General features: G+C 54.0%; 12 protein-coding genes. 4 read left to right on the top strand and 8 right to left on the bottom strand.

What is annotated here, in order from left to right:
* The first annotated feature begins 34 nt into the window (after positions 1 to 34).
* Entirely contained in the window at positions 35 to 262 is a 228-nt protein-coding gene (locus tag OSH04_RS00430; protein ID WP_266107718.1) for a hypothetical protein, read from the top strand.
* A gap of 73 nt (positions 263 to 335) precedes the next feature.
* Here the strand turns inward: OSH04_RS00430 and OSH04_RS00425 are convergent, their stop codons facing one another.
* From OSH04_RS00425 to OSH04_RS00410, 4 genes are read right to left on the bottom strand one after another with little or no spacing between them, the layout of a single operon-like run.
* Positions 336 to 1,964 carry a conjugal transfer protein TraG N-terminal domain-containing protein gene (locus OSH04_RS00425; RefSeq protein WP_266107717.1) on the bottom strand — a complete coding sequence of 543 codons (1,629 nt, stop codon included), beginning with the start codon at positions 1,962 to 1,964 and terminating at the stop codon, positions 336 to 338.
* A gap of 14 nt (positions 1,965 to 1,978) precedes the next feature.
* The gene (locus tag OSH04_RS00420; RefSeq protein WP_222668020.1) at positions 1,979 to 2,380 is read right to left on the bottom strand and encodes a hypothetical protein; all 402 of its coding nucleotides are present in this window, start codon (positions 2,378 to 2,380) and stop codon (positions 1,979 to 1,981) included.
* A complete protein-coding gene (locus tag OSH04_RS00415; RefSeq protein WP_266107716.1) occupies positions 2,377 to 3,768 on the bottom strand; it encodes an integrating conjugative element protein in 1,392 nt (463 codons plus the stop codon). The genes OSH04_RS00420 and OSH04_RS00415 overlap by 4 nt, the downstream gene beginning before the upstream one ends.
* 19 nt (positions 3,769 to 3,787) lie before the next feature.
* Positions 3,788 to 4,069 carry a TraU family protein gene (locus OSH04_RS00410; RefSeq protein ID WP_266108045.1) on the bottom strand — a complete coding sequence of 94 codons (282 nt, stop codon included), beginning with the start codon at positions 4,067 to 4,069 and terminating at the stop codon, positions 3,788 to 3,790.
* Between the two features lie 169 nt (positions 4,070 to 4,238).
* Between OSH04_RS00410 and pap the strand changes: the two genes are divergently transcribed.
* A complete protein-coding gene (pap, locus tag OSH04_RS00405; protein ID WP_266107715.1) occupies positions 4,239 to 5,768 on the top strand; it encodes a polyphosphate:AMP phosphotransferase in 1,530 nt (509 codons plus the stop codon).
* A gap of 74 nt (positions 5,769 to 5,842) precedes the next feature.
* Here pap and OSH04_RS00400 read toward each other — a convergent pair whose 3' ends face one another.
* The 4 genes from OSH04_RS00400 to OSH04_RS00385 form a co-directional block, all read right to left on the bottom strand.
* On the bottom strand, positions 5,843 to 6,301 hold the full coding sequence (locus OSH04_RS00400; protein WP_035271590.1) for a hypothetical protein: 459 nt from the start codon (positions 6,299 to 6,301) through the stop codon (positions 5,843 to 5,845).
* A 17-nt stretch (positions 6,302 to 6,318) separates the two neighbouring features.
* Positions 6,319 to 7,521, bottom strand: a complete 1,203-nt coding sequence (gene purT / locus OSH04_RS00395) for a formate-dependent phosphoribosylglycinamide formyltransferase (protein ID WP_060185305.1) — start codon at positions 7,519 to 7,521, stop codon at positions 6,319 to 6,321.
* Between the two features lie 150 nt (positions 7,522 to 7,671).
* A complete protein-coding gene (locus tag OSH04_RS00390; protein ID WP_266107714.1) occupies positions 7,672 to 9,261 on the bottom strand; it encodes a multicopper oxidase family protein in 1,590 nt (529 codons plus the stop codon).
* Positions 9,262 to 9,843: 582 nt separating this feature from the next.
* Positions 9,844 to 10,911 (bottom strand): DNA-binding protein, encoded by a 1,068-nt coding sequence (locus OSH04_RS00385; protein WP_266107713.1) that lies wholly within the window; start codon positions 10,909 to 10,911, stop codon positions 9,844 to 9,846.
* Between the two features lie 189 nt (positions 10,912 to 11,100).
* Between OSH04_RS00385 and OSH04_RS00380 the strand changes: the two genes are divergently transcribed.
* Positions 11,101 to 12,300, top strand: a complete 1,200-nt coding sequence (locus OSH04_RS00380; protein WP_266107712.1) for a tyrosine-type recombinase/integrase — start codon at positions 11,101 to 11,103, stop codon at positions 12,298 to 12,300.
* Positions 12,301 to 12,447: 147 nt separating this feature from the next.
* On the top strand, positions 12,448 to 13,380 hold the full coding sequence (locus OSH04_RS00375) for a LysR family transcriptional regulator (protein ID WP_266107711.1): 933 nt from the start codon (positions 12,448 to 12,450) through the stop codon (positions 13,378 to 13,380).
* Positions 13,381 to 13,458 lie beyond the last annotated feature (78 nt).

The raw sequence follows: 13,458 nt of genomic DNA, 5'->3' as shown, positions 1-13,458 counted from the left end.
TAAATAATACTGGGTGTGAGGAGGGTTAGAGCATATGAAATATGCCCTGAAACTAGCACGACATGGAAGTGTTTTTCTTGCGCGAGTGGTATGGATAGGAGTGGTGCTCGCGTTTGATTTCATTCTATTGTTAATTAACTCTAGTGATCGTAAAGGTTGGGATAACTTGGCTGCCCCTGAAGTGCCTGATCCGTTTGATCGAACGCATATCAACTGGGACTTATACTATGGCTGGCAGGAAAGCGACCAGGATGAAAAATGAACTCCAGGAACCCCATTAAGTTCCTGGAGAGGTGAAAGGAACATGTCATTTTTTCTTAGTGTGCAATAAGCATTTATTTTTTACCTCCAAACATCTTCCCTAGCAGCGGGGGTCGGCCTGAACTAGCTGCAGCATTACCTCCTTTACCCATCAACTGGTCCATACCACCCGCAACTTTAAATCCAGCCCAAGCCATCATTGCTGACCAAATAATTGGTAAACCGACATACAACGACAATAAAATCGTGTTCAGTACCATTCGTTTGTAGCCCGCTGGAATGGCCCCTTTGCCTATCATCATGGCTTCTTGAACAAATATATTTCCCAGGGCACCGGGGTACATAGCGTTGATTAGGTGGCCATCGATCCAAGTGGCGATGTACCACATCGACGCCCACATCTTGATAGTAAGAATGGCCATGGCACCTAAGAACAATACCCGGAGACTGAAACCGCTGACCAAGGTGGCCAAGGGGAGAAAAGCGTAGATACCCATGAGGACCAATGCTTGAATCATGGGTAACGAGGTCACTAATGGCATCCATGCCATGCTGGCCATGAAAGCTGCCCCACCAACACCGATTGTGCTGCCAGCCCCCGTTATTGTTCGACCTGCGATTGTGGCCGCGTCATAAGGGGAGCCCATTACCTGGTCGAAATCAACAAAGACTGGATTGGCGGCGGTTGACGCCAAACGAGCCACTTCATCCTTTTGTTTGTCGAACGACGTAAAGGTGAGAACGTTCGCCGCTCTGGATGCGAACGCTCGAACACCTGGGCTGCCATCGATCAGCTTTTCTCTTAGCTGATCCTCCCACCATTGCTTGCAGGTTGGGCGTCCAAACTCTGGGTTTACGGCACTGGTAACTTGTGGGTCCACGTCGCTCGATGGGTCGTAGTACTCAGTATCGCGGGAGTAATCGATCGCAAAACCGGTGACCGGAGCACGGCTGCGCATGGAGGCGTAATACCCAGGCTCAGTTCTGAAAAACTGGCTGCCCATCCAATCCACATCGGTAGGCCCATAGTCGGTATTGGATTCTGCCAAGATCGAGGCACCTGATGCACTGATTCTGCTGCGATCGCTGCACAAATACTGACTGCGTGCCGGGATAAAGCATTCGCTATAGAAGCGTTGCACATCACCGAGCAAGGCGGGGTCTTCGATTGTGGCATTCTTGGCCATATCCTCCAGAACCCGCATATCAGATCCAGAATTGTTCATGCCATTGCGAAAGGCATTGTTGATCCCAGAGCTGATGGACATGATGGAATACCACCATAGGGGCACGTTACTCAGCCCGCTGGCCTGGCTCATGCTTCCATCAATAGCATCGCGTAGTGCCGTATCGTAGGTGCTGCCACTGGCTCCAGGCGTTGCCTCTACAAGGTTCGGGTTGTCAATCGAAGGAGGGGGCATGTACGACAAGCGCGCATACGTTAGGCTTGTGATGGGCGATGTGAAAAAGCAAACAGACATCACAAACAGCATGACGATGAGCTGCGTCTGTACGCTTTTGATGACACCCATAACGCCGATGTCTTGCATTCCCCGCTGGCCAGCTTCGCGCCAGGCATTGATGATTACCACCAGAAAAGGGATGACGACCAAGCCGATGCCGGTCACGATCTCGCCAAAGATATTGGCAAACGCCCATCCGTAGAAAGTGGTGAAGAGCTCCAGATAACTGTCTAGTTGCATGGCGTATTCCCCAGCTAAGCCGCAATGAGCGCTGTCACCCAGCGCCAGATGCGGTCAAGGCCAATCGGAATCAAAACTAAGTACAGCGTGGCAAATGCCGCCACCTTCCGGCGGCTGGCCAGCACGGCGTCATATTCGAATCCTTGAACAATATGTCTGGCCTGGAGCCAGCGCACGACGGCTGGCCAGCGCCAAATAATGAGTAGTGCTGCCAGACATTGCGCGATTGCTCCAATATCTCGTACTGACGATGTCCTCTCAAGAAGGCTCAGAAGTCTATGTTCCTGTCCGATAAACGACTGCGCTAGTGCGCCGAGCAGCCCAATGAGCAGGAGAAATCCGGCCAAACCGATGGCGAGCCATATCAGTGCTCGCCACAGCCAGCTGCGTTTTTTGGTGAGAGAGACTTGTGTCATAGTCCAGGCACCCGTCCACCCACTACTGGGGCAGGATCAACAGGGTTGCCACCCGGTACGTTCAGTGATTGTGTGTCAATGGCGGACTGGGTGTTGATGATCGACAATGCCGTCTGGGACGTCAGATCCTTGCGGATCCGAGCCTCATACATCAAGTCGTCAATGTAGCCACTTAAGCGATCGACCGAAGCCTGGGTGTTTTGGATGGCATCTCCTGCGGCCGTAACCTCCGGTAAGGTCAGACCTGTCATCAACACGCTACGCGCCACCAGTGCTTTATTGATCACCCGGTGCATCGCCATTTCCTGAGCAATGCGGTTAACAGCGATGCTGCGGGTGTCAGGCGGCATTGCTCGTAAGGAGTCAAGCAACTGAGGAGACACGGCAAAGCCAGGAGCTGAGATTTCTGCGAGGTCGGCATAAGTGGCCGAGTTCGATGGGTTTGCCATTGCCTCAAGCTTAGGCTGGACGAAATCGACTTCGGCTTCATATTTGGGCCCCAGGCCGCTGGAGGTCACGACCGTGGTTGGGGCAGGGCAGTGATGTTGCCCGCAGGTATAGACCTTCTGATCCCCAAGGACTTCGGTTGTCCATTGGGCAAGTTCTGCCGGTGATTTAAACGCACGAACCAGGCGAGAGTTTTTCTCGGCAGGTGAGTTACTGTAGTCCGTGGTCTCTGATGCGGTGATTGGTTTGTTGAGGGTAGCGTTATAGCCTGCCACAGAGAGATCTCGCACCGGCTCAATAGGTCGGCCTCCTACACCCCCGGCATTTTGGCCAAAGACCCATGGCACCCCGGCTTTATTGGCCTCTTCATTCTTCTCAATGTCGATTTTTGCCTGGTAAATATCACCTTGCGCGGAGGCCTTGATCTTCCAGCCTTCACCTTTGGCCATCTTGATCCAATCCTCATAGGGGTTCTGCCCCGCTTTGACCATGGCCTCCATCTCTTCGCAGGATTTAAGGCTGGCCCCGAGCAGGAGATCCACCTTTTGCGAATAGTTTTGAAAAATCTGATACAGGCCTGGCTGTGCGCGTTGCAAGACGTACAAGGGGAGGGCAGCGATACCAGATTGAATCGCCCCAGTCACCGTCTGGCCCAGGTTGTTGAGGTTGTTCATGATGTTGGCCCAAGATAAGCCTATATCAAACTTGCCACATGAATAGTTCAGTCGAGCATTTCCTCCAAAGCCTAAGTTGTGAGCGACCTGGCCGCGATAATTTGCAGAGCCGCCGGGCGAGCCGCCTCCCATTCGGTAATACAGCGAAGAGCCGCGTACGGGTTGCGCGTAGGCGTCGGGTATCACGCTCATGGAGGTCAACGCAAGAGCCAGCATCATGGCGGCTGGTTTCAAGCGCAGTGTGAACGGGCGTTGTGGTTGTTGCATAGATATTCTCGTCCTTCGCTTAAGGGATGCTGTATAAAAACTCACCACGGATGCGGCAGCAGTCATAGTGGTTCCACATATTCCACATATAGCCATCGGCACCATCGGTTTTGTAATCGCCAAAGCTGGCCAGGCTCATCGAGTCATCTGCACCAAAGGTCATGCAGGACCGCTGAGCGCTCGGATAGATCCTCTGCCAGGTAGTGGGCTTGGAGGTGGGGAAGTACTTGTAGCCACTACCGGGTTGCAGACGCTTGTAAATGTGGGGCTGTGTCGACCTTAAATATAAATCGCATAAGATATATTATGTAAAGTCAGTAATCGATAGACTTTAGCCCCATTCCCTTAAGCACCTGTTTTTATCGCTTTTCACTCCTCTCTCTTCTTCCGGATTATTTTTGCTCTGAAGGTAGTTAAGTACTCCTTTGCATGGTTATAGTGAGCAGCTATCTAAATCGGAGCAAAGCACCATGGGCCATGTACTACAGTTTGCCGAACGCGATCCCAGCTTGAGTGATGATTTGGCCAAAGCGCAGATTGAAATCCTGCGTGAAGCCTTGCTGTCCAAGCAGTATGAACGTCTGGATAAGGCAGATCAAACCCTGCTGATCGTGGTGGCAGGTATGGACGGTGTGGGTAAAGGCTCTGCTATCAATACCTTGAACACGTGGCTGGATCCGCGCCATGTGCACACTCTGGCGTTCGGCAAGTTAAGTGAAGAGGAAGCCATGCGCCCTTTGATGTGGCGTTATTGGAATAGCTTGCCCGCTCGTGGTCAGACGGGTTTGGTGTTTGGTTCCTGGTACGCGCCTTTGATGAAAGAACTGGGCCGTAAAGAACCGGATCCGGCCAAGATTGCTTTGTATACCCATCTGATTAATCGTTTTGAAGCGCAGTTGGCTTATCAAGGCGTGCAGGTTTTGAAGCTGTGGTTCCATCTTTCTGCGCAGGCTCAATTGGATCGATGCGCTACCTTGATGTCTGATCCTAGTACTGCCTGGCGTGTCAGCAAGGCTGACCTGAAAGTTCACAAGCAATTCAATCGCTTGCGCAATGCCGCGACGCAAACTATCAATTTGACTCATCGGAATTACGCCCCTTGGGTTGTTATCCCTAGCGCAGATAAGAACCTGCGTGATGTGTCTTTGGCCAAGGTGGTGTTGCAGGCCATGGACAAGCCTATTGTCCCGCGTCAGGTGAAAGAGCCGCATGCCTTCCCGTTTCGCTTGAACGTCCCGACTGCTTCGCTGCAGTCCCCTCCTCCTGAAGAATCTGTGCAGGATTACGACGCCGAGCTTTTGCATTGGCAGGGCCGTTTATCCTGCGCGGTACGTAGCAAAGCTTTCCGCAAGCACTCTTTGGTACTGGTGTTTGAGGGGCGGGATGCAGCGGGTAAAGGCGGCACTATCCGCCGTTTGACCGAAGCCCTGGACGTGCGCACTTACGATATCCACCCTATTTCTGCCCCTAATGCTGTGGAGCTGGCACGCCCTTATCTATGGCGTTTCTGGCGCAAACTGCCGCGTCTGGGGGAAATTTCGATTTTTGATCGATCCTGGTATGGCCGTGTGCTGGTGGAGCGAGTGGAAAAATTGATTTCCCGCGCCGCTTGGCATCGCTCTTACGAGGAAATCAACGAATTTGAGGCACAGTTGCTGGCCAACGGTACGGCTGTGATCAAGTTCTGGCTGGATATTGATAAGGACGAGCAGCTCAAACGATTCAAGGCCCGCGAGGAAACGCCCTTCAAGAATTACAAGATTACGGAAGACGATTGGCGTAACCGGGAGAAATGGTCGGCGTATCAACGCGCTGCAGAGGAAATGTTCGCCCAGACCGATACTCACATGGCACCTTGGCATATTGTGCCCAGCAAGGACAAAAAAGCCGCTCGTATTCAGGTTCTGCGTACGGTCGTCGAGACGCTGGAGTCTTTGGATGAGCACATGATCAGCCTGAATGAGCCGGCCTTGTCTGATCAGGTCAGTGAGCAGGTATAAGGATGCACGTGCTTTTTTACCGACAAGGCTTTACTTCGGTTAGGCGTATTGCCGATTTGCTTTGACGATGAGCCTTATAAATCCTGCCGTGCTGCCAGGCTAAGGATTTTGCGCCAACGTTTGGCTTCTGCGGTATGGGCAGGCTGGATTTCCCAACTTTGCGTTGGGTTACGCAAAGTCAGCGTCAATCCCCTGCCCTGCAGCTCGACTGAGTCTATATCCGCAAAAATAAACGCTCGTGTTCCCTGCCCCGTTTGAATCTGACCGCGTTTTTGCAGGGCATCCAGGCGTATTGAACCGTCGGGTAAAGCCAGTTCCAGAATACGCTGGCCTTGCTGCTTTTTGCCGTGAATGGCCAGATAACGGCGTCGCCATACGATGAAGGGGGCCACCAGAATGGCCGCTGCGATCAGCAGGCTCAAGATCGCGGCAATAACTCCGGCACTGGCACTGACCAAACTAAAGAGCTGCATTCCACCATACACAAGCGCCGCAATAATCCCCAGGAAAAGCAGGACGACGATGATGGGCATGGTGGAAACTCCTTGTTTTAGCGGGCTTGGACTTTTACGGTGGCCGCGGCCTGGCGGGCGTTTGCACGGGCCGTTTCCAGATCAGCGTCTGCGGCCAATGCGACACCCATGCGGCGCTTTTCAAAGCTCTCGGGTTTGCCGAACAGACGGATATCGGTTTGCGGGATGCGCAAGGCTTCAGCCACATTCAGGAAATTCACGTCTTTTGCATCTACACCGCCGTAGATCACGGCGCTGGCGCCGGGCATACGCAAGGCGGTATTCACAGGCAGGCCCAGAATGGCGCGTGCATGCAGTTCAAATTCTGACTGCCATTGGGTGGCCATGGTGACCATGCCGGTGTCGTGTGGACGGGGGCTGACTTCACTGAACCAGACCTGATCGCCCTTCACGAACAGCTCAACGCCAAACAAGCCCTGGCCGCCCAGGTTCTGGGTAACGGCTTGGGCAATATCGCGTGCGCTTTGCAGAGCCGCGGGACTCATGGGCTGGGGCTGCCAGCTTTCTACGTAGTCGCCATCTACCTGCTTGTGGCCGATGGGATCGCAGAACTGGGTTTCGATCTGGCCGTCTGCTCCTACGGCACGGACAGTCAATAAGGTGATTTCGTAGTCGAAGTCGATAAAGCCTTCAACAATGACGCGGCATTGGCTGACGCGGCCACCTGCCATGGCGTAGTCCCAGGCTTTGGCAACATCATCCGGGCCGCTGATCTTGCTTTGACCCTTGCCCGAGCTGCTCATCAAGGGTTTGACGACGCAAGGATAGCCAATCTTGTCGTCGATAGCGGCTTGAAGCTCTTCCAGCGATTCGCAGAACTGGTAGGGGCTGGTGGGAACACCCAGGGTTTCAGCGGCCAGGCGGCGGATGCCTTCGCGGTCCATGGTCAGGCGAGCCGCACGGGCCGTCGGAATGACGCGTACCTTGCCTTGGGCTTCCAGCTCTTCCAGCACGCCGGTGGCAATGGCTTCAATCTCGGGCACAACCAGGGTGGGCTTTTCTTCTTCGATCAGGGCGCGCAATTGTTCGGCATCACTCATGGTGATGGTGCGCGAGTGATGGGCGACCTGCTGGCCAGGTGCGTTCTCGTAGCGGTCCACCGCTATGGTTTCTACCCCCAGGCGTTGCAGCGCAATCAGTACTTCTTTGCCCAGCTCTCCCGAGCCCAAGAGCATGATTTTGTCCGACGACGACGATAAAGGGGTGCCCAACAGGCTCATGGCGCGTGCTCCGCTGAAAATGAGAAATTCAAAAGCGGTATTGTAATGCAGGCGACGCCGGGTTTTTTTCAGGCAGGACTGCTTTGTCCGCCCTGCTGGCACACAGGCTTGCAGGGCGGATGTTTTCAAGGCTCTACATCAGCGGTCAGGCTACTCCACCATTAGCTGCGCCATCATGCCCAGGTCCTCGTGCTCCAGAATGTGGCAGTGGAACATGCGCAGGCCGGGCAATTCCTGGCGGAATGCTAGCCGGACCGTCTCATTGGGCCGCAGATTGACCGTGTCGCGCCAGGCCCGGAACGCCTCCGGTACGGACTGCATCCCGGTTTGGCGCGCCAATACCTGAAACTGTGTGCCGTGCAGATGGAAAGGATGGTCCATATGGGAATCGTTGATCACATCCCAGTACTGCCACTGCCCTGTTGGGCAACGCAGGTCGATGCGGTCCATGTCGTAGACCTGATTGTTGATACGGAACATGGAACGCATGGCAGCCATGCCGGGCATCATATCGTTGTCCATGCCTGCCATACCCTGGTGGTTCATCCCGGATGAGTTTGTCATACCAGCGCCGTGCCCAGACTGCATGTCATGGTTCATGGGCATGACTTCGCTGAATACGACTTTTGCGGTACTGGCGGCTGCTGGAATGGCAGGGATTGTGCGTAATTGCTTGGGCAGTTCGATTTCCTGATGGCGGATTTTCAGTGTTGCCAGCGTCAGGGTTTCGGGACTTTCCTGCACCATCATTTTTTGCCGATCGTAATACAGTGCTTGCAAGCTGCTATCCAGATCTTTATCCGCCTGGATAAAGAACTCCACCCGTTCGGCCGGGGCCAACAAAATTGACTCGGTGGCGGCCAAGGCTTGCTCTAACAGTCCGCCATCTGTACCGACTTGAACCAGACGGGCACCGGGGATATGCAGCTTCAAATAACGGGCAGAACACGAGTTCCAGACACGGATGCGTTCTGCTGTGCTGGCCTGGATAAGGGGTTGGCGTTGACCATTCAGTAGAACGAACTGCCCTTCCCTGCCGTTCATCCAGTCAGGACCTGTGTTGGCCGGAATATGGCCATTAATGTCCAACCGCAGATCGCTAATGGCCCAGTGTTGCTCCGTATAGTCTTTCAATGGGTCTTTGGGAGAGCGCACAATAATTGTCCCGCCCAATCCGTGGGCGACTTGCTCACCGCTTTTGCCATGAGGGTGTGGGTGATACCAGTACGTACCGGCGCAGCCTTCGGGCAAGGTAAAGCGGTAGTAGCGGCTTTGTCCTGGCATCACCGCGTCTTGTGGGTTGCCGTCCTGATCAGAGGGAACCGGCAAACCGTGCCAGTGGATGGTAGTGGCCTGATCCAGCTGGTTTTCAAACTCGATTTCTACTTGGTCGCCCTCATATAGTTCGATCAGCGGGCCGGGAGCTTGGCCGTTGTAAAGCCAGAGTTCGGTGCTTTTTCCATCTGCCAGAACGCGTTGATGGGCAGCAGCAGTAATTTTGGCCTGGAAAAGCCCTTTTTTCTGACTACTGTTTTTAAGTACAGGTAGAGCTTGCAGAGCCTGGCCAGCCGGCATTTTTTCTATGGGCATCAGGCCTGGGCGGGTGCTCATGCCGTGACCGGGCATACCTTCAGACATGGAGCCGTGGTGCCCCATCATGCCCTGCCCCCAGCTTCGCGTAGGCAGGCTACTCAAGAGGCTGGCACCCAAAGTCAGTTTAAAAAAATCGCGTCGTTTCATGGGTTTATCCCTATCAATCATCAATACACACGTACCACCCAGGCTGGATCAGCACAGGCTTTTAGCGCTGGGGCGGCAATTAAAACGAGATGATCAGGACGAGCGCGGAGGTGGCTGGGCGGGGCCAATCAGCCGGGAGACGTAGTTTTGATGCAGGGGGACGGGAGGGAAAACGGGCTGTAATGCCACCGCTTTAGGTGGTGGAGCCTGCGTCGCCAGACAAGCGCAGCAACCACTTTTCATTGGAGTGCTGCAATGGTTGGGAGCACTATGGTGAGATTGCCCCGACGAGGCATGTTGCGCTTGAACAGTGCTGCGATCCGTATTTTGAATCGTGGCGTGTGCGGCAAAGCTGCTACTCACACTCATGCTGGCAAAAAAAACAAGCAGGCCGACTAATAAAAGCCAGCCTATTGTTTTGCGAGATGAAATGGGTGCGCGCAGCATGGGCAAAAGCTTAGCATAAGCCTTCTGTGCATCGTTTACGCTAAAACAGACCGTTACACGCAGTGGTCTATCCAGGCGATTGAAAGTGCAGCAAATCAACCTTACGGATGGCTGGCATAGGCTGCTAAATAGATTTTATTGTTCAGGATCGTTCTTGATCAGGCGTCGCTTCAACCGTAGGGGGCGTACAGGCTGGCTTTGGGCTTGTTCCAGTTCCTGGCTGAGTCGTTGGGCTGTTTTGCGCGCCTCTTCATTCTCCCGCTCCAGCAAAGCAGCGCGAGTACGCAACATTTGCAATTGCCCCTGCATCTCTTGGGCCAAGTTATGGCTGATATCCATAGCCGCTTGCATCGCGCGGCGCTCGCCCTGCTCTTGCCCCAACTCCTGGCGCAGTTTCTGCATTTGATCCTGCTGTTTGTTCAGCTCCTGTTCGTGAGCTTGACGCTGGGTCTTGTTTGCTTGCTCGGCCTCTTCTATTTGCTGACGCAGTCGCGTTTGAATGGAGCGTTCCTTGTCGATTTCCAGTAAAGCACGGCGCTCGTTGGCCTGGGCGCGTTCTTCGGTCAGCTTAATAGCCTTTTGCAGCCGCTCCAAGTCCTGGGTGAATTGCTCACCTTGGCGGCGCAGTTCTTGTTGAACCAATTGTTTTTCGGTTTCCAGCTCGTTTTGACGTTGTTTGGCGTGCAGCAAGTCTTGTTTCAGAGCTGCTTGTACCTGACTGGCTGCCTGTAGTTCTTCTTTCAGCTTTTCTATATGGGCTTGGGCATTTTTCAAGGCGCCCTGCTCTACTTCCAGTGCCTGTTGGGCCTCCAGGGTTTGGGCTTGAGCCTGTGCGACGCGTTCATCAGCCTGAGTCTGGTAATGCAGCATCTGCTGTTTCGAATGCCCCATCGCTTCTTGCCAGATACGACCCAGCAGATCCCCCGTCAGGGCTTGTAGCTCTTCGGGCATGTCGGCCACATCCAGCCGAACTCGACTTTTATCCCGCAAATCTTCCCAGAACGTCTGTAGTGCCTGAGCCGGAGCACTCATGCTGCCTTTGCGCACCAATTGGTACAGCTTGTTGGCCGTAGGTGTGACGCCATAGCGGAAAAACAGGAGTGCGGCCACTTCTTTGTACAAAGTCTGCGTATGGCTGAAGCGATCACGTAATTGGGCAACATCGGCCAGGATTTGCCCCTCGTTTGGCTGGTTTTGCTCCATTTTTCCACCTTTGTTGATAATTTAATTAATAATACAACGTAATATATAAAATTATCAACAAATCGGATTCTATAATTTGACATTATCTCTATAATGTCAAATATATGACCCTAAACAGGCTGATTGGCACAGGCACGGGTTTGAAAACCCTTCTCTGCTCTCTTATCGCCTTCGTTTTTCTGCTTATTCATGGAAATAGCCAACACTTCGCCCTCAACCGACCTGGGATCGGACGATATTGCTCAATTGCTGGCTCGTTTTGACGGGCGGCAAGGGGCCAACCGGTCTATCAGCGGACGTGCACAGATTGAGGCGCAAACAGATATAGAGGCGTTGCGGGCCTGGTTGGCGCGCTATATAGATAGTCCACGCACCTATGCGAACTACCGCAAGGAGGCGGAGCGCCTCTTGTTATGGGCGGTATTGGAGCGTCGTAAGGACTTGTCCTCGCTTAGCCTGGAAGACATCCTGGCCTATCGTTTGTTTCTGGCGGACCCTCAACCCGCTCATCGCTGGGTGGTTCAAGGGCGCTCCCGCCCTGCCCGTCACCATGTGGCATGGCGGCCATTTGCGGGGCCTTTGTCTGAAAGCAGCCGGAATCAGGCGTTATTGATTCTGAACTCTTTATTTAGCTGGCTGGTGCAGGCGGGGTATTTGGCGGGCAATCCTTTGGCCTTGTCTCATCAGGGCCGACGTCAAAAGAAAACCACCGCCCCCCAGCAACGGTACTTGACCCGGTTGCAATGGCGTTGGGTACAGGATTACATCCAGGCCCTTCCTGAAGATACGCAGAGCGAGTTGCGCTACAAAGCCCGCGTACGTTGGCTCTTTTCTATTCTTTATGGCGGCGCCCTGCGCATTTCCGAACTGGTTCAGGCGCGTATGGCCGATGTTCAGGAACGTGTTGATGCGGGAACGACGGCTCAATGGTGGCTGCATATCCACGGCAAGGGCGACAAATGGCGTCGTGTGCCTTTAACGCAAGAGCTGTACGGCGAATTGATGCGCTACCGACAAGCGCATGGGCTGGAAGGACCGCCCCAGGCTTTGGAGCCCTATCCTTTATTAATGTCCGCCGGCGCCAGCGACAAGCATTTGACGCGGGCCATGGCGCATGTTCTGGTCAAACAGGTTTTTCAAGGTAGTGCGGATCGTTTACGGAGTCTGCATCCCGATCAGGAGTCCCAGGCCCGTATTCTGGAGCAGGCCTCGGCTCACTGGCTGCGTCACTCGGCAGGTTCTCACCTGGCTGATCAAGGAGTGGATTTACGTATCATCCGTGACACTTTGGGCCATGAGTCTATCGCTACGACCAATATCTATCTGCATGCGGATGATGATCAGCGTCACCAGGCTCTGGAGCAATCCCACAGCCTGGGTTGGAAATAAAGCACCCGCTTCGAGACAAGAAAATCAGACGCAGACAGCCCGCGGCAATGCGGTAGGATACGGTTCCTGAGGGGGCTGCGTTCCTGTTTTCAGGCATGCTCCCCGCCCAAGCCTTGCTATAGCTGATTGTTGGAGTACCTATCCCTTATGGATACTTTTAATGTCATGCGCACCTTCCGGCGCATTGTGGAGCTGGGCGGACTTGCCAAAGCCGCGGAGGATCTGGGGATATCCGCAGCGGGTTTGAGCAAGCAACTGCGTACCCTGGAAGCGCATCTGGATACGGTGCTGATCCAGCGCACTACGCGCAGCATGAGTCTGACGGAGACTGGCCGCAGCTACTATGCCGAATGCTGTCGGATACTGGATGAGCTGGACGCTTTGGAGCGCTCGGTCAAACAGCAGTCCCAGCGCGTGACGGGGACCTTGCGCGTGAATGCCCCCTTGTCGTTTGCACTTAGCGTCCTATCGCCATTGATGACGGATTTTCTACACAAGTATCCGGAACTGAAGCTGGAGCTGGTGATGGAAGACCGGATCGTGGATGCCGTGGCTCACGGTTTTGATGTCTCGGTGCGTTTGCGTAGCAGCCTGGATGATTCCAGCCTGATTGCTCGTCGCCTCGCCACCATCGAGCAAAAATTATGCGCTGCCCCCACCTATTTGAAGCAGCATGGCCTGCCTCAGACCTTGCAGGATCTGCGCAATCACAAAATGATCAGCTATAGCCTGGCACATACTCAGGGCCTTGCTTTTGATAGTGATTTCGACAGCAATCCTCAACAGCACACCCCCAGTGGTACGGCTTTGCTGTTCTCAGGTGAGCATAGTCAAGTGAATAACAGCCTGATGCTGCGCGACTTTCTGATTGCCGGTTTGGGGATTGGCGCCTTGCCTTCCTTTCTGGCAGATCCAGCAATTGCATGCGGGCAGTTGCAACGCGTTTTGCCCGAATTGGTGAATGAGCCCCGCCATATCTACGCCGTGTATCCAACTAATCGACACCTGCAACCCAAGGTCAAAGCTTTCGTGGATTATCTGGCCGACCAATTGCCTCATGCCATGTCCAACGCCCTGTAAACAGACCTTTATGAACTCGAAGTAAAAACTGTCTGCACCGCCACGTGCTTATTCTCCGCTCCGGGGAACGCTATTGTG

This window comes from Alcaligenes nematophilus (assembly GCF_026344155.1).
GTDB classification, from domain to species: domain Bacteria; phylum Pseudomonadota; class Gammaproteobacteria; order Burkholderiales; family Burkholderiaceae_B; genus Alcaligenes; species Alcaligenes phenolicus.
Note: the sequence above shows the minus strand (reverse complement) of the source record. Positions and strands in the feature narration are given on the sequence as shown.

Excerpts from the sequence above, each read along its gene's own strand:
- OSH04_RS00420 (WP_222668020.1), bottom strand. The coding sequence starts at position 2,380 with ATGACACAAGTCTCTCTCACCAAAAAACGCAGCTGGCTGTGGCGAGCA.
- OSH04_RS00380 (WP_266107712.1), top strand. The coding sequence starts at position 11,101 with ATGGAAATAGCCAACACTTCGCCCTCAACCGACCTGGGATCGGACGAT.
- OSH04_RS00425 (WP_266107717.1), bottom strand. The coding sequence starts at position 1,964 with ATGCAACTAGACAGTTATCTGGAGCTCTTCACCACTTTCTACGGATGG.
- OSH04_RS00415 (WP_266107716.1), bottom strand. The coding sequence starts at position 3,768 with ATGCAACAACCACAACGCCCGTTCACACTGCGCTTGAAACCAGCCGCC.
- OSH04_RS00430 (WP_266107718.1), top strand. The coding sequence starts at position 35 with ATGAAATATGCCCTGAAACTAGCACGACATGGAAGTGTTTTTCTTGCG.
- OSH04_RS00375 (WP_266107711.1), top strand. The coding sequence starts at position 12,448 with ATGGATACTTTTAATGTCATGCGCACCTTCCGGCGCATTGTGGAGCTG.
- OSH04_RS00385 (WP_266107713.1), bottom strand. The coding sequence starts at position 10,911 with ATGGAGCAAAACCAGCCAAACGAGGGGCAAATCCTGGCCGATGTTGCC.
- purT (WP_060185305.1), bottom strand. The coding sequence starts at position 7,521 with ATGAGCCTGTTGGGCACCCCTTTATCGTCGTCGTCGGACAAAATCATG.
- OSH04_RS00400 (WP_035271590.1), bottom strand. The coding sequence starts at position 6,301 with ATGCCCATCATCGTCGTCCTGCTTTTCCTGGGGATTATTGCGGCGCTT.
- pap (WP_266107715.1), top strand. The coding sequence starts at position 4,239 with ATGGGCCATGTACTACAGTTTGCCGAACGCGATCCCAGCTTGAGTGAT.
- OSH04_RS00390 (WP_266107714.1), bottom strand. The coding sequence starts at position 9,261 with ATGAAACGACGCGATTTTTTTAAACTGACTTTGGGTGCCAGCCTCTTG.